The sequence below is a fragment of the Streptomyces sp. NPDC005263 genome (genome assembly GCF_042872365.1).
GTDB lineage: Bacteria > Actinomycetota > Actinomycetes > Streptomycetales > Streptomycetaceae > Streptomyces.
Genome location: NZ_JBIAKJ010000001.1, coordinates 1,568,513 through 1,583,607 on the forward strand (window position 1 = coordinate 1,568,513; position 15,095 = coordinate 1,583,607).

Genomic DNA, 15,095 nt, shown 5'->3' on the forward strand with positions numbered 1-15,095 from the left:
GAGGGGGGAGAGCCCGAAGGCCAGAAAGCGCTTACCGGGCGCGTCTACACAAGGTACGCCAGGCCAGGATGGACGTCTGTGTAGCCCTCCACCAGCCTGCGGGCCACATTGACCGAGTCGACCAGCGGATGCAGCGCGAACGCCTTCACCGCCGTCGCACGGGAGCCCGACTCGGCCGCGGCCAGCACCTCGCGCTCGACCCCCTTGACGGAGCAGACCAGGCCGGTGGCGTGGTCGGGCAGCGGGGCGACGGCGACCGGGTGGGCACCGTTGGCGTCGACCAGGCAGGGGACCTCGATGACGGCGTCCTGGTCGAGCACCGAGAGGGTGCCCTGGTTGCGGACGTTGAGGATCAGGGTGGTGCGCTCGTCGCGGGCGATGGCCCGCATCAGGGCGAGGGCCACCTTCTCGTAGCCGCCGGAGAGGTCGTCGGCGTCGCGCTCGCCGGCGCCGGCCGTCTCCCGGTTCTCGGCCATGTAGGTGGCCTCGCGCTCGGCCCGGGTGCGGTCCCAGGCGGTCAGGGCGGCCGCGTCGGGGCGCTTCATCTCCTCGTAGAAGCGCGCCTGCTGGTCGGCGAGGAACGCGCCGCGGGTCTTGTCGGCCTGCTGGTAGGCCCGGACCGCTTCCCGGTTGAAGTAGTAGTAGTGCAGGTACTCGTTCGGGATCGCGCCGAGGGACTGGAGCCAGTCGACGCCGAAGAGCTTGCCCTCCTCGAAGGACCCGAGCAGGCCGGGGTCGGCGAGCAGACGCGGCAGCTCGTCCCGGCCGGCCACCCGCAGGCCCCGCACCCAGCCGAGGTGGTTGAGGCCGACGTAGTCGATCCACGCCTCCTGGGGGTCGGCGCCCAGGACACGGGCGATACGGCGGCCGAGGCCGACCGGCGAGTCGCAGATGCCGATGACCCGGTCGCCGAGGTGGCGGGACATGGCCTCGGTGACCAGGCCGGCCGGGTTGGTGAAGTTGATGACCCAGGCGTCCGGGGCCAGCCGGGCCACCCGCCGGGCGATGTCGACGGCGACCGGAACGGTCCGCAGACCGTAGGCGATGCCGCCCGCGCCGACCGTCTCCTGCCCGAGGACACCCTGGTCCAGCGCCACCCGCTCGTCGTTCGCCCTGCCCTCAAGGCCGCCGACGCGGATCGCGGAGAAGACGAAGTCGGCGCCGCGCAGTGCCTCGTCGAGGTCGGTCGTGGCGCTCACCTCGGGCGCGTCGGGCACCCCGGCGGCCTGCTCGGCCAGCACCCGGGTCACCGCGGACAGCCTCCGGGCATCCAGGTCGTGCAGCACGACATGGGTGACGCGGCCCTCGGCGCGGTCCCCGAGGAGGGCCCCGTACACGAGCGGCACCCGGAACCCGCCACCACCCAGAATCGTCAGCTTCACGCCGCGTCCGCCTTTCCGTTGTTGCCTGCCGGCACCACGTCGACGCCCGCCTCCTCGAAGGAGGCCAGCGTCGCCGGGTTGACCGGCGCGTTCGTCACCACCGCGTCCAGGTCCTCGGGACCGCAGACCTTCGCCATGCCGGTGCCCGGGAACTTCGCCGAGTCGGCGAGCAGGACGACCTTCTCGCTGGCCTTGATCATGGCCCGCTTCACGGGGACCTCGACGACGGTCGTGTCCATCACCTGCCCACCGGGGCGCACTCCACTGGTGCCGAGGAAGAGCCAGTCGGCGTGCAGCTGGCGCAGGTTGTCCTCGGTGAGGAAGCCGACCAGGGACCGGTACTCGCGCCGGACCATGCCGCCGAGCAGCACCAGCTCGATGCCCTCGTCGTCCGCCAGCTCCTCGTAGACCACCAGGTTGCTGGTGATCACGGTGAGCCGCCGGCCGTGCAGCTGCCGGGCCAGGCGGTAGGCGGTGGTGCCGATGTCGAGCAGCACCGACTGACCGTCCGCGACCATGGCGGCGGCCCGCGCGGCGATGGCGTCCTTCTCCGCCACGCGCACCTCGGCGACCTCGGCGAACGGCTGGTCGCCGTCCTCGGCCACGGCGCCGCCGTGCACCCGCGTCAGCATGCCGTCGTCCTCGAGTTTGACCAGGTCACGTCTGATCGTGGCGGGGCTCACACCCAGCTGCTCGGAGAGATCGGTCACGGCCGCGGGGCCACCGGAGCGCAGGGCCCGCAGGATGAGTTGATGTCGTCGTTCTGCCAGCACGACGTGAACACTACTCGTCATCTTCAATCATTTCCATGCTCAGTTCTGCTCAGGTATTGACCAATCTCGCGGATCGTCGCACGATTCCGGTCACGAAATGAAGAGTTTTGACGAGCTCTCCTGGATGAGAGGACCTTCACGTGGATGACGACCGGCCCGAGGTGCTGCTGACCGGGCTGCTCTTCTACGACCTCGTCCTCACCGGTCTGGGCAAGCCGCCGACGCCCGGCGAGGAGATCTGGACGGCCGGCATGGGCTGCGGCCCGGGCGGCATCGCCAACCTGGCCGTCGCCGCCTCCCGCTTCGGCCTGCGGACCTCCCTGGCCACGGTCTTCGGCGACGACTTCTACGGCGCGTACTGCCAGGAGGTCCTGGCCGGCCAGGAGGGCGTCGACCTCGCGCTCTCCCGGGTCGCGGAGGGCTGGCACACCCCGGTCACGGTCGCGCTGGCGCACGGTCACGACCGGGCCCTGGTCACCCACGGCCAGGAACCGCCGTACTCGCAGGACACCCTGATGGCCGACCCGCCCGAGGCGCGCACGGCCCTCGTGCACCTGGAGGCCGAACCACGCGCCTGGCTCGCCAAGGCCGCCGCGAACGGTACCCGGATCTACGCCGACGTCGGCTGGGACCCGACCCAGGAGTGGTCCCCCGCGCTCCTGGACCAGCTCGCGCTGTGCCACGCCTTCCTCCCCAACGAGACCGAGGCGATGGCCTACACCCGCACCGACAGCGCGGTCGCGGCCCTCGGCACCCTCTCCGAACTGGTCCCGGTGGCCGTGGTCACCCGCGGCGGGGACGGCGCGATCGCGGTCGACCAGACGACCGGCGAGTACGCGGACGTGCCGGCGCTCGCCGTGGACGTCCTGGACGCGACGGGCGCCGGAGACGTCTTCGGCGCGAGCTTCGTGGCGGCCTCGCTCGGCGGCTGGCCGCTGGAGGAGCGGCTGCGTTTCGCGGTCCTGGCGGCCGGACTGTCCGTACGCCATCACGGGGGCGCCCTCGCGGCCCCCGGCTGGTACGGCGTGGACCGCTGGTGGCGCGCCCTGACCGACCCCGACCTGAAGCGGGCGTACGGCTTCCTCGCGGAGCGGCTGCCGGCGGACCCCGGCCCTCCGGTGCGACACGCCCCCGTCACCCCGCCCGCACCGCACCACTGACCCCCCACAAGCGAAGCACTGACAGATCCGAAAGGCGGTGGGAGCTTTGCGGCTCTCACGTAGAGGACTGCTGCGCGCGGGCCTGGCCGGTACGGCCGCCACAGCGCTCGGCGGTCTGGCGTCCGGCTGTGCCGTCCCGACCGGTTCGACCGGCCGCAACATGGTCCTGTGGTACTGGGACGGCGGCCTCGGCGACACGGTCATCGGCAAGGCCAAGGCCCGTTACGACAGCACGGTCGACCTCAAGGCCGTAAAGATCGGCGGCTACTACCGGTCCAAGCTGATCACCACGATGGCCGGCCGCGCCCACGTCCCCGACATCGCGGGCCTCAAGGGCGAGGACATGGCGTCCTACCTGCCCAACGCGGACCAGTTCGTGGACCTGCGGACGCTCGGCGCGGACACGTACAAGAGCCAGTACCTGCCGTGGAAGTGGCAACAGGGCATCGCCGACGACGGCTCCATGATCGGTTTCCCGATCGACTGCGGCCCGGTCGCGCACCTCTACCAGTACGAGGTCTTCCGCAAGGCGGGGCTGCCGTACGAGCCCGCCGACGTGTCCCGGGAGCTGGACACCTGGGAGAAGTTCTTCGCGGCGGGCGAGCGTCTCAAGCAGCGCGTTCCGGGAACCTCCCTGCTCACCGACGTCAACAGCGTCTTCGAGAACGTGGTGCAGCAAGGCAGCAAGCGGTACGTCGACAAGGACCGCGTCTTCATCGGCGACCAGGAGCACGTACGCGACGCCTGGGCCCTGGCCGTGGAGGCCAAGCGGCGGGGGCTCGTCTCCAACCTGGTCACCGGCACCCCGGACCAGCTCTCGGCGGTGGAGTCCGGCAAGCTGCCCAGCCAGCTGGGCGCCTCCTGGGCGACCTACGACCTGAAGAACGGCGTGCCGAAGACCAAGGGCAGGTGGCGGGTCGCCGACATGCCCGTGCGGCCCGCCAACAACGGCGGCTCGTTCCTGTCGGTCACCAAGGCGTGCCGGGAGCCCGAGCGGGCCTTCGAGATCATCGCGTGGATGCTCAACGCCTCCAACCAGGCGCAGGGCTACGTGGACGCCGGCCTCTTCCCGTCCACCCCCGCCTCGTACGGCCTGAAGCAACTGCGCGAGGCCGACCCCTTCTTCGGCGGCCAGGTGACCACGGACGTCTTCGGGCCCGCCGCGCAGAAGATCGTGGTCGCCTACAACAGCCCGTTCGACGTGGCCCTCGGGCAGCCCATCAAGGACGAGATCAAGAACGTCGGCGTCCTCGGCAAGGCCCCGAAGAAGGCCTGGAGTGACGCCATGAGCAAGTGCCGGCGGATCGCGCAGCACCTGGGGGTGAGCTACTGATGGCCACCGTCCCCGCGCTGGACAGGCCCCCCGTGGCGGTGGCGGATCCGCCCGCCACGCGGCCGAAGAAGGGATGGCGCAAGTACTGGCACCTGTACGCCGCGATCTCACCGTTCTATCTGCTGTTCCTCGCCTTCGGCCTGATTCCCGTCGGCTTCTCGCTCTACCTGTCCTTCCACCGCTGGGACGGCCTCGGCTCGATGGAGTGGGCGGGCCTGTCGCAGTACCGGTACCTGGTGAGCGACAGCGACTTCTGGAGCTCGATCGGCAACACGATCATCATCTGGGCGCTGGCCACCTTCCCCATGATCTTCCTGGCGATGATCACGGCCGTGCTGCTCAACTCGGCGGTCCGGTTCAAGAACGTCTACCGCTTCGCCTACTTCCTGCCGAACGTCACCTCGGTGGTGGCCATCGCGATCGTCTTCGGCTCGGTGTTCTCCACCAACTTCGGCCTGGTGAACGCCCTGTTGCGAGCCGTCGGCCTGGACCAGGTGGCCTGGCTGAACACGCCGTGGGGCATCAAGATCGCCATCGCGACACTGATGACCTGGCAGTGGGTCGGCTACAACGCGATCATCTTCCTCGCGGGTCTGCAGACCATCCCGAGCGAGCTGTACGAGGCGGCGCGGGTCGACGGCGCCGGGCCCGTGCAGACGTTCTTCCGGATCACGCTGCCCATGCTGCGGCCGACCCTGCTCTTCGTGCTCGTCGTCTCCACCGTCACCGGCCTGCAGAGCTTCACCGAGGCGCAGGTGCTGCTGCAGAACACCTCGAACGACTCCACGTTCTCCGGCGGACCGGGCCACGCGGGCCGGACGATGGTCCTCTACTTCTTCCAGCAGACCTTCGACAACAACGACTTCGGCTACGGCGCCGCCGTGGCGTGGGGCATCTTCCTCGTCGTCGTCATCTTCTCGATCATCAACTGGCGCCTGGTGCAGCGCCGGGACGAAGACTAGGGAGGCCGGGACACCATGGCATCCGTCAAGGACACCAAAGACTCCAGGGGCATCCGGGGTTCCCGGCGCCGGGGCATCGCGCTGCACGCGGTCCTCGTCATCGGGCTGCTGCTGTCGGCCTTCCCGTTCTACTGGGCCCTCATCATGTCGACGCACACGTCGACCGAGATCTTCTCCTACCCGCCGAAGCTGCTGCCCGGCTCGCACTTCCTGCAGAACGTGCGCAGCCTCTTCGACAACATCGACTTCTTCGGCTCGATGTTCAACTCGCTGCTGGTCGCGAGCTCGGTGACCTTCCTGGTCCTGTTCTTCGACTCGCTGGCCGCGTTCGTCTTCGCCAAGTTCGAGTTCCCGGGCCGCAGGGCGCTGTTCGTCCTGCTGATGGCGATCTTCATGGTGCCGACCCAGATGGCGATCATCCCGCAGTTCGTGATCATGGCGAAGATCGGCTGGATCGGCTCGATGACGGCGCTGATCGTGCCGGCGGCGGCCAACGCGTTCGGCATCTTCTGGATGCGCCAGTACATGAAGAGCGCGATCCACGACGAACTCCTTGACGCCTCGAAGATCGACGGCGCTAACTTTCTGCGCCAGTACTGGCATGTGGCGCTTCCCGTGGTCCGCCCGGGCCTGGCCTTCCTCGGCATCTTCACCTTCATGGGCCAGTGGAACGACTACGCCTGGCCGCTGATCTCCCTGACCAACCCGGACAACGTCACCCTCCAGGTCGCGTTGTCGCAGCTCAACGGCGTCCACGGCACCACCGACTACGGCATGGTGATGACCGGCGCGCTGCTCGCCCTGATCCCGCTGCTGATCGTGTTCGCGATCGGTGCCAAGCAGATCATCGGTGACCTCGGCAAGGGAGCGATCAAGTGACGGACCCCCTGCTCGCGCTGCGCCCCTGGGAGACGCCCGAGGTGACCTCCTGGCGACGGCTGCCGATGAACGCCGTCGACCGCCGCGCCGGCGCGCTGAACCTGGACGGCGAGTGGCGCTTCCAACTGCTGCCGGCGCCGGACACGCCGCCGGCCGGCGACTGGTCGTCCTCCTACGTCCCCGGTGTCTGGACGACGCAGGACACGGACGACCTCCCGCAGTACACCAACGTCCGCATGCCGTTCGCGCAGTTCCCGCCCGCCTCACCCGCGGCCAACCCGACCGGGGTGTACGAGCGTGCGGTGGAGGTGCCGGCCGAGTGGGCCGGGCGGCGGATCGTGCTCCAGGTCGGGGCCGCCGAGAGCGTGCTCCTAGTGCATGTCGACGGGCGCGCGGTGGGCGTCTCCAAGGACTCCCACCTGGCCGCCGAGTTCGACCTGACCGAGGTGGTACGCCCCGGCGAGCGGGCCACCGTACGGCTGACGGTGGTGAAGTGGTCGGACGCCTCGCACATCGAGGACCAGGACCAGTGGTGGCACGGCGGGGTCACGCGGTCGGTGCTGCTGTACGCGACCGACCCGCTGCGGCTCGCGGACGTCACGGTGCGCGCGGGGCGGGACGGCGACCTGCGGGTGGACTGCCAGGTGCGGGACGCGGGCGGGGCGCTCCCGCAGGGGTGGTACGTCAGCGGTGAGCTGGACGGTCACCCGCTCTCCCAGGACGCGGAGTTCGACCGGGTCAACACCGAGGACGACCGGGTCTCCGACTTCCTCGGCGAGGCGCGGCTGCTGACCACCGTGCGGGACGTGCGCACCTGGAACGCGGAGGTGCCCGAGCTGTACGACCTGACCGTCCGGCTGCACCGCGCCGACGGCACCGTCGCCGACGCCTCGCACCACCGGATCGGGTTCCGGGATGTCGAGATCGTCGGCCGGGACCTGCTGGTCAACGGCGAGCGGGTGTACATCCGGGGCGTCAACCGGCACGACTTCCATCCGCTGACCGGGCGGACGGTGACGTACGACGAGATGCGCGCGGACCTGGTGCTGCTGAAGCGCTTCGGTTTCAACGCGGTCCGCACCTCGCACTACCCGAACGACCCGGCGCTGTACGACCTGGCCGACGAGCTCGGGTTCTACGTGGTGGACGAGGCCGACATCGAGTCCCACGACCACGCCCACGAGATCGCCGACGACCCGCGCTATCTGAACGCCTTCGTCGACCGGGTCTCCCGGATGGTGCTGCGCGACAAGAACCACCCCTCGGTGATCATCTGGTCGCTGGGCAACGAGTCCGACTACGGCGCGAACCACGACGCGGCGGCGGGCTGGGTGCGCCGGCACGATCCGACCCGGCCGATCCAGTACGAGGGCGCCGCCAAGCTCGGCTGGGCCGACCCGGGCCTCGCCTCCGACATCGCCTGCCCGATGTACGCGCCGCTGGAGGACTGCGTCGCGCACGCGCTGTCCGGGGAGCAGACCAAGCCGCTGATCCAGTGCGAGTACTCGCACGCGATGGGCAACAGCAACGGCACACTGGCCGACCACTGGGCGGCCATCGAGTCCACCCCGGGCCTTCAGGGCGGATTCATCTGGGAGTTCTGGGACCACGGAATCCTTCAGCGTGTGAACGACGGCAGACCGGTCGGGCGTGGGGGCGCCGGACTCCATGACAACGGTGTCGCCGCGCCCGGACATCGTTGGGCGTACGGCGGCGACTTCGGCGAGACGATCCACGACGGCGCGTTCATCGCCGACGGGGTGGTCTTCCCGGACCGCACTCCCAAGCCCGTGATGTACGAGCACCGCGAGATCGCGGCGCCCCTGCGGCTGGAGTGCCTCCGGCACGAGGGCATCGTCATCGGCAACCACCAGCACTTCCGCGGCCTGGACTGGCTGTCCGCCGAGTGGCGGTTGGCCCTGGCGGACGGCGGCACCCTGACCGCGCCGGCCGAGCTGCCCGATCTGCGGCCGGGCGAGACGGCGGCGGTGCCGCTGCCCTTCGAGCTGCCCGAGGACGGCGGGGAGGCGTGGCTGACCCTGCGCGTGACCACCGCCGGGGACGAGCCGTGGGCGCCGCGCGGGACGGTGGTGTGCCTGCCGCAAGTACGACTGCGGGCGGCTGACCCCCAGGCCACTCCCCCGCCCGTGCGGAATCGTTTCGTCGAGGTCGACGGCGACGGTCTGCTGGTCCATCCGCTGCTCTCCTCCGCGCCCACGCTGTCGCTGTGGCGGGCACCCACCGACAACGACGAACTCGGCGGGATGGCGGTGAACTGGCGGGCCTGGGGACTCGACACGCTGGTGCGCAAGCTCGTCGACGTGCGCCGGGCGGACGGCCGGGTCACCGTGTCCGCGGAGTACGCCGCGGCCGCCGGTGTCATCCGGCACACGCAGGTGTTCACCCCCATCGAGGGCGGCGTCCAGGTCGAGGAGTCGGCCGAACTGCCGGACCAGCTCACCGATCTGGCCCGGGTCGGCTCCGTGTTCGAGACGGTGGCGGGCCTGGACCTGATGGAGTGGTACGGACAGGGCCCCTGGGAGTCCTATCCGGACCGTGCCTTCGGAGCACCGGTCGGCCACCACTCGGTACCCGTGGACGAGTTGTTCACCCCCTACCTGCGCCCGCAGGAGAGCGGTGGGCGGCACGGCGTACGGCGCTTCACCCTGTCGGCACCTGACTCCACGGGACTGACAGTCGTCCTGGACGAACCACGGCAGGTCTCCGTGACCCGCTACCGCGCGGAGGACCTGACCTCCGCGACCCATCACGACGAACTCGTCCCTCGGGCCGGGTGCGTCGTCCACCTCGACGCCGCCCACCGCGGCCTGGGCACCGCCTCGTGCGGTCCGGACACCTCACCCTCCTACCTCCTCGCACCGGGCACCCATCGCTGGAGCTGGACCCTGCGCGCCCTCTGAACCCCCCACACCTCCTCTGTCACCCTTTACGCAGTGTTACGGAGCACACGTGTGCGTTTCGCATGAGCACGACCAGGGCGAGGCCGCGCAGGCCGGTGCCGGCAGACGCGGTTTCCTGCGGGCGACCGCGCTGCTGGGCGCGGCGGCCACGGCCGGTCTGGCGCTGCCGACGGCCGCCGAGGCGGCCCCGGCGTCCGAGTCGGGCTGGCGGCCCGATCCCGACAGCCGTCGCTTCACCCTCGCCGTCATGCCCGACACGCAGTACCTCTTCGACGGGCCGAGCATCGACAAGGCACCCATCGAGGCGTCCCTGCGCTACCTCCTGGAGCACGGCCAGGAAGACAACATCGTCTTCCTGTCCCACCTCGGTGACCTCACCGAGAACGGCGCCCAGATCGAAGTCACCGCGATCAGCGAGGCGTTCGGACTGCTGGACCGGCGTGGCGTCGGCTACAGCGTCCTGGCCGGCAACCACGACGTGAAGTCCTCGACGGACGACCAGCGGGGTCCGACGCCGTACCTGGCCGCCTTCGGGCCGCAGCGGTTCAAGGACAAGCCGACCTTCGGCGGCGCCTCGCCCGACGGCTACAACACCTTCCACCTGTTCAAGGCGGGCGGCCGCGAGTGGCTGGTGCTCGCCCTGGACTGGAGGCTGTCGGCGAAGGGTTTCGCCTGGGCCAAGGACGTCATCGCCCGGCACCCGAAGACCCCGGTCATCCTCACCACGCACGAGCTGGTCGTCGAGGACGACACCCTGTCGGACTACGGACAGCAGTTGTGGGACCAGCTGATCGCGGACCACGACCAGATCTTCCTCACCCTCAACGGGCACTACTGGCCGGCCGGCCGGGCCACCCGCAAGAACGCGGCGGGCAACGACGTCCATCTGCACCTGACGAACTATCAGAACCGGTATTTCGGTGGCGCGGCGATGATCCGCCTCTACCACTTCGACCTGGACCGTGACGTCATCGACGTCGAGACGGTCTCCCCGTGGATCCTCGGCCGCGCCGCGAAGGGGCTCAACGAACTGGAGCGGCAGGAGATCGAGCTGAGCGGCGACGCCGACCGGTTCTCCGTCGACATCGACTTCACCGACCGCTTCGCCGGGTTCGCCCCGGTGTCCGCGCGTCCGGCCCGTCCCGTGTCGCGGATGCTCGTCCCGGGCACGGTCGCGTACTGGCGCTTCGAGTCCCCCGTGTCCGGCACGGTCCGTGACCTGTCCGGCCGCGGCAACGACCTCAGCCTGGTGTCGGTGGGCGGTGGCACGCTGGGCTGGTCCTCGGACCACCACCCCGACCAGCCCGGCCACGGCAGCCTCGAGTTCCAGGGGTACAAGTCCCCGCTGAAGGGCGCCTACCTGCGCACGGTCGACGGGGCGCCCCTCAACTCGGCGACGTTCAAGGCCGGTTACACCATCGAGGCGTTCTACCGCGTCCCGGCCGACTGGGACCCCGACCACAACGCCTGGTCGGGACTGGTCAGCCGGACCGGCACGGGCGGTGCCGCGGGCAAGACCGCGGACGACCCCGACGAGCCGCTCGCCACGCTCTCGCTGTCCGACGGCCCCGGCCCGCAGTGGGCGGTCCGGCCGCTCAACCAGGAGGGCATCGCCACGAACTGGGGCGACGAGACGGCCCGGGAGGTGTGGTGGCACGTCGCCGTCGTCAACGACGGCTCCCACACCGTCATGTACGTCCAGGGCTGCCCCGTCGCCCGCAATCCGCACGCCACCGCCGTCGGGGTCACCTCTGTCGGGCTGCCGTGGCTGCTCGGGGGCTACGAGTACGCCGGGAAGATCGACCAGATCCTGCACGGACGGCTCGGCGACGTCCGGATCGTCGAACGGGCGCTGCCCGTCACCTCGTTCATGAACCACTGACGTCCCCGAAGAAAGGCGCGAGAACCATGACAGAGCAACAGCTGCCCGCCTGGGCCGACCCGTCGGTCTCCCCCTCCGAACTCGACCCGCAGGGCGTCTCCCGGCGCGGGCTGCTGCGCAGCGCCGGCTTGTTCGGGGCCGCTTTCGCACTCGGCTCGGCGGCCACGCCCACGGTGGCGGCAGCGGCGGACGACAGACCGCTCGGCGGCGGCGACCCCCGCCTCGCCTACCTCGTCGGCGACCACCACGTCCACAGCGTCTACAGCCACGACGCGAAGTACACCTTCTCCCAGCTGGCCACCGCGGCCGCCAAGTACGGCCTCGACTGGATGGTCTTCAACGAGCACTCCAACTTCGGGCATGCCTCCTACGGCGCCGCCATGGAGCACAAGGAGATCCTCAAGGCCCGCGCCGAGAACCCCCGCCAGCTGATCTTCCAGGGCCTGGAGTGGTACATCCCGGCCGCCGAGCACTGCACGATCTTCGCCGCGCCCGGTCCCCACGAGGTCGACGTCCTCACCCAGTTCGAGCTGGCCTATGACGGCAAGCTGCTCGGGTACACGGACGGCGCCCCGGGCAACCCGAACACGGCCCGCAACGAGGCGCACGCGGTCAAGGCCATCCAGTGGCTCGCCGAACAGCGCCGTACGGGCTACGTCGACGACGTCCTCGTCTTCGCCAACCATCCGATGCGGCTGGGCATCGACTCCCCGCACGAGATGCGCAACTGGCGGGACGCGGCTCCCGAGATCATGATCGGCATGGAGGGCGCGCCCGGCGCTCAGGGCGGCGGCATCCCCGGCTGGGAGGGCCCCACCTCACAGCGCGGCGAGTACACCAACAAGCCGTCCGTGAACTCCTGGGCCGGCTACCCCGAGGATACGTATGTGCTGTACGGCGGTTTCGACTGGATGACGTCGACGGTCGGTGGCATGTGGGACGCGATGCTCGCCGAGGGCAAGCTGTTCACCATCACCACCAACTCCGACGTCCACCGGGTCGTCTTCGACACGTGGAAGAACGGCGACTGGCTGCCGGGGCAGAACTTCGACAACACCGGCAAGATCCCCGACCCCGTGAACACGGACTCCCCGCAGCCCGGCGGCGACTTCTGGCCCGGCCAGTTCAGCCGCACCCATGTGGGCGTGACCCGCTACGGCTACCGCGCGGTGATGGCGGGCCTGCGCGCGGGCCGGGTCTGGCTCGACCACGGGCATCTGCTCGACGGGCTCGACGTGCGGCTTCAGCGGGACCGCGACTTCGGTCCCGGGGTGACGCTGGGCGGCCGACTGCGGGTCCGCAAGGGCGAGAAGCTCACCCTGAACGTCACCGTCACGACCACCTCCCGCCCCAACACCCAGGGAATCCTGCCCCAGTTGGCCCACGTGGACCTGATCCGGGGCGCGGTGCGCGGCCCGGTGACCGACCGGGACACCTGGAAGGCTCCCGACACCAAGGTCGTCCAGACCAAGGACGTCTCCGGCCGGACCGGGACGTACACCCTGCGCATCCCGGTCACCGCCGGGGACGAGTCCTTCTACGTCCGCCTGCGCGGCAGCGACGGCAAGCGCAACGGCACCGGCTACCTGGGGGCCGCCATCGACCCGCACGGCCCGATCCCGCACGTCCCCGGAGACGGCGACCCGTGGGCCGACACCTGGTTCTACTCCAACCCGATCTTCGTGGACGTGGTTGGCAGCTGAGGCGCCCCGTAAGGGGCGCGGGGCTGTGACATTATGCGGCTCCGCCGCGGGGCGCGACCAGCCACAACGGTCGCGCCCCGCAACGCTCAAGCCCTACGACGCGACGAGGGAACACTCACGAATAGAAGCGCGACAGACTCTGCAGCACGGCCGCCGGCTTCGCCCCACCCTCGATCTCGATCGTGCCGTCCACGGTGATCTGTACCCCACCCGGCACGTCGTCGACCGAGGCCAGCTTCCCCACCAGCCGTATCTTCGACCCGACCTTCACCGGGGACGGGAAACGCACCTTGTTCAGCCCGTAGTTGACCTTCGTCGAGACTCCCTCGACCTCCAGCAGCTCGGTGAACAGCGGGATGAACAAGGAAAGGGTCAGGTATCCATGGGCGATGGGCGCGCCGAACGGGCCCTCCTTCGCGCGTTCGGGGTCCACATGGATCCACTGGTGGTCCCCCGTGGCGTCGGCGAACGTGTTGATCCGCTCCTGCGTGACCTCGATCCACTCGCTGGTCCCGAGATCGCTTCCGGCCAGCTTCTTCAGTTCGTCGAGACCGTTCACGGTGATACTCATAAGTAACCGATTCCTTAAGGGAGTTGGTGATGTCCGTAGCGGTTGCGCACCCGGGACTTCAGGAGCTTTCCTGAGGCGGTGCGGGGCAGTTCGTCCGCCACCACCACGGACTTGGGGATCTTGTACTTGGCGAGCCGCCCGGCCAGCGAGGCCAGCACCTCGTCGGGATCCAGCGCGGCGCCCTCGCGCGGCACGACCACCGCGCGCGGCACCTCGCCCCACTTGTCGTCGGGTACACCGATGACCGCGCACTCGACGATGTCCGGGTGGGCGAGGAGCAGGTCCTCGATCTCGGCGGGGTAGATGTTCTCCCCGCCGGAGATGATCATGTCCTTGATGCGGTCGACGATGAAGAGATAGCCGTCCTCGTCGGTCCGGGCCGCGTCCCCGCTGCGGAACCAGCCGTCGGCGAAGGCGGCGGCCGTCTCCTCGGGCAGCCCCCAGTAGCCGGGCATGACGTGCGGCCCGCGCACCACGACCTCGCCGGTCTCGCCGACGTCGGCCGGAGCGAGGTCCGGCCGGACGACCCGGACGTCGCTGAAGAAGTGCGGCACCCCGGCCGAGCCCGCCTTGCTCAGGGCGTGCTCGGCGTCCAGGAACAGCGTGCCGGGTGCGGCCTCCGTCATGCCGTAGCCCTGGAGGAAGGTCAGGCCGCGCTCCTGGTAGGCGGCGATCAGCGGGCTCGGTACCGGGGAGCCGCCGCAGGTGAGGATCCGCAGGGAGGACAGGTCGGCGTCCGGCCAGCGCGGATGCCGGGCCACCTGGTCGAACATCGTCGGCACCCCGAACATGAAGGTGATCCGGTGCCGTTCGATCAGGTCGAAGGTGGCCTCCGGGTCGAAGGCCTCGACCAGGACACAGGTGCCGCCCTTGAGCAGGACCGGCAGAGTGAGCATGTTGAGGCCGGCCGTGTGGAACAGCGGGGCGGAGACCAGGGCGCGTTCGTCGGCGATCAGGTCGGTGTCGACGAGGACGTTGACCGCGTTCCAGGTGAGGTTGCCGTGGGTGAGCATCGCGCCCTTGGGGCGTCCGGTGGTGCCCGAGGTGTACATGATGATGCAGGTGTCGTCGGGGCTGACCGGCTCGTCGATCGGCTCGGCCGACGCCTCGGCGAGCATCTGCTCGTACTCGGCGCCGACCTCGGCGTAGGTCCGGACGTCGCTGTTGCCCGGCAGCCCGGCGACCAGCCCCTGGAAGGCGGGGCCGTAGACGAGGGCCCTGGCCCCGGAGTCGGCGAGCTGGTAGGCGATCTCCGGGCCGGCCAGGCGGGTGTTGAGGGGGACGAAGACCGCGCCGAGGGTGCCCGCCGCGAACAGTGTCTCCAGGTAGGAGGGGTGGTTGGGGCCGAGGTAGGCGATCCGGTCGCCGCGCCGGACGCCCCGGGCGCGCAGGGCGTGCGCGAGGCGGGTGGTGCGGGTGTGCAGCGTGCGGTAGTCCGTCGCCTGCTCACCGTGAATCAGGGCGGTGCGGTGCGGGGTCTTGCGGGCCCGGCGTGCGGGCCACGACCCCAGTCCCTCGTTGCGCATCGT

General features: G+C 70.1%; 11 protein-coding genes. 7 read left to right on the top strand and 4 right to left on the bottom strand.

Features of this window, described 5'->3' with window-relative positions; translation table 11 throughout:
* Positions 1 to 44: 44 nt before the first annotated feature.
* Positions 45 to 1,382 carry a 6-phospho-beta-glucosidase gene (locus ACFYRY_RS07225; protein ID WP_389140927.1) on the bottom strand — a complete coding sequence of 446 codons (1,338 nt, stop codon included), beginning with the start codon at positions 1,380 to 1,382 and terminating at the stop codon, positions 45 to 47.
* A complete protein-coding gene (locus tag ACFYRY_RS07230; RefSeq protein WP_389140929.1) occupies positions 1,379 to 2,155 on the bottom strand; it encodes a DeoR/GlpR family DNA-binding transcription regulator in 777 nt (258 codons plus the stop codon). The genes ACFYRY_RS07225 and ACFYRY_RS07230 overlap by 4 nt, the downstream gene beginning before the upstream one ends.
* A 140-nt stretch (positions 2,156 to 2,295) precedes the next feature.
* On the opposite strand from ACFYRY_RS07230, the gene ACFYRY_RS07235 reads away from it, so the two are divergent.
* From ACFYRY_RS07235 to ACFYRY_RS07265, 7 genes are read left to right on the top strand one after another with little or no spacing between them, the layout of a single operon-like run.
* On the top strand, positions 2,296 to 3,315 hold the full coding sequence (locus ACFYRY_RS07235) for a carbohydrate kinase family protein (protein ID WP_389140931.1): 1,020 nt from the start codon (positions 2,296 to 2,298) through the stop codon (positions 3,313 to 3,315).
* Positions 3,316 to 3,361: 46 nt separating this feature from the next.
* Positions 3,362 to 4,648 (top strand): ABC transporter substrate-binding protein, encoded by a 1,287-nt coding sequence (locus ACFYRY_RS07240; protein ID WP_389140933.1) that lies wholly within the window; start codon positions 3,362 to 3,364, stop codon positions 4,646 to 4,648.
* Positions 4,648 to 5,610, top strand: a complete 963-nt coding sequence (locus tag ACFYRY_RS07245; protein WP_389140935.1) for a carbohydrate ABC transporter permease — start codon at positions 4,648 to 4,650, stop codon at positions 5,608 to 5,610. Before ACFYRY_RS07240 ends, ACFYRY_RS07245 begins: the two co-directional genes overlap by 1 nt.
* A 15-nt stretch (positions 5,611 to 5,625) precedes the next feature.
* A complete protein-coding gene (locus ACFYRY_RS07250) occupies positions 5,626 to 6,489 on the top strand; it encodes a carbohydrate ABC transporter permease (protein ID WP_389140937.1) in 864 nt (287 codons plus the stop codon).
* Positions 6,486 to 9,410 carry a glycoside hydrolase family 2 TIM barrel-domain containing protein gene (locus tag ACFYRY_RS07255; RefSeq protein WP_389140939.1) on the top strand — a complete coding sequence of 975 codons (2,925 nt, stop codon included), beginning with the start codon at positions 6,486 to 6,488 and terminating at the stop codon, positions 9,408 to 9,410. The genes ACFYRY_RS07250 and ACFYRY_RS07255 overlap by 4 nt, the downstream gene beginning before the upstream one ends.
* Positions 9,411 to 9,459: 49 nt before the next feature.
* Positions 9,460 to 11,292 (top strand): LamG-like jellyroll fold domain-containing protein, encoded by a 1,833-nt coding sequence (locus ACFYRY_RS07260; RefSeq protein WP_389140941.1) that lies wholly within the window; start codon positions 9,460 to 9,462, stop codon positions 11,290 to 11,292.
* A 26-nt stretch (positions 11,293 to 11,318) separates the two neighbouring features.
* Positions 11,319 to 12,995: a PHP domain-containing protein gene (locus tag ACFYRY_RS07265; protein WP_389140943.1), complete on the top strand. Its 1,677-nt coding sequence runs from the start codon at positions 11,319 to 11,321 to the stop codon at positions 12,993 to 12,995.
* 115 nt (positions 12,996 to 13,110) lie between these two features.
* Here ACFYRY_RS07265 and ACFYRY_RS07270 read toward each other — a convergent pair whose 3' ends face one another.
* Both ACFYRY_RS07270 and ACFYRY_RS07275 read right to left on the bottom strand, forming a co-directional pair.
* Positions 13,111 to 13,566: a MaoC family dehydratase gene (locus tag ACFYRY_RS07270; protein ID WP_389140945.1), complete on the bottom strand. Its 456-nt coding sequence runs from the start codon at positions 13,564 to 13,566 to the stop codon at positions 13,111 to 13,113.
* A 14-nt stretch (positions 13,567 to 13,580) separates the two neighbouring features.
* A complete protein-coding gene (locus tag ACFYRY_RS07275) occupies positions 13,581 to 15,092 on the bottom strand; it encodes a long-chain fatty acid--CoA ligase (RefSeq protein WP_389140947.1) in 1,512 nt (503 codons plus the stop codon).
* Positions 15,093 to 15,095 lie beyond the last annotated feature (3 nt).

Coding starts and splice junctions, on each gene's coding strand:
- ACFYRY_RS07270 (WP_389140945.1), bottom strand. CDS start 13,566: ATGAGTATCACCGTGAACGGTCTCGACGAACTGAAGAAGCTGGCCGGA.
- ACFYRY_RS07250 (WP_389140937.1), top strand. CDS start 5,626: ATGGCATCCGTCAAGGACACCAAAGACTCCAGGGGCATCCGGGGTTCC.
- ACFYRY_RS07245 (WP_389140935.1), top strand. CDS start 4,648: ATGGCCACCGTCCCCGCGCTGGACAGGCCCCCCGTGGCGGTGGCGGAT.
- ACFYRY_RS07265 (WP_389140943.1), top strand. CDS start 11,319: ATGACAGAGCAACAGCTGCCCGCCTGGGCCGACCCGTCGGTCTCCCCC.
- ACFYRY_RS07275 (WP_389140947.1), bottom strand. CDS start 15,092: ATGCGCAACGAGGGACTGGGGTCGTGGCCCGCACGCCGGGCCCGCAAG.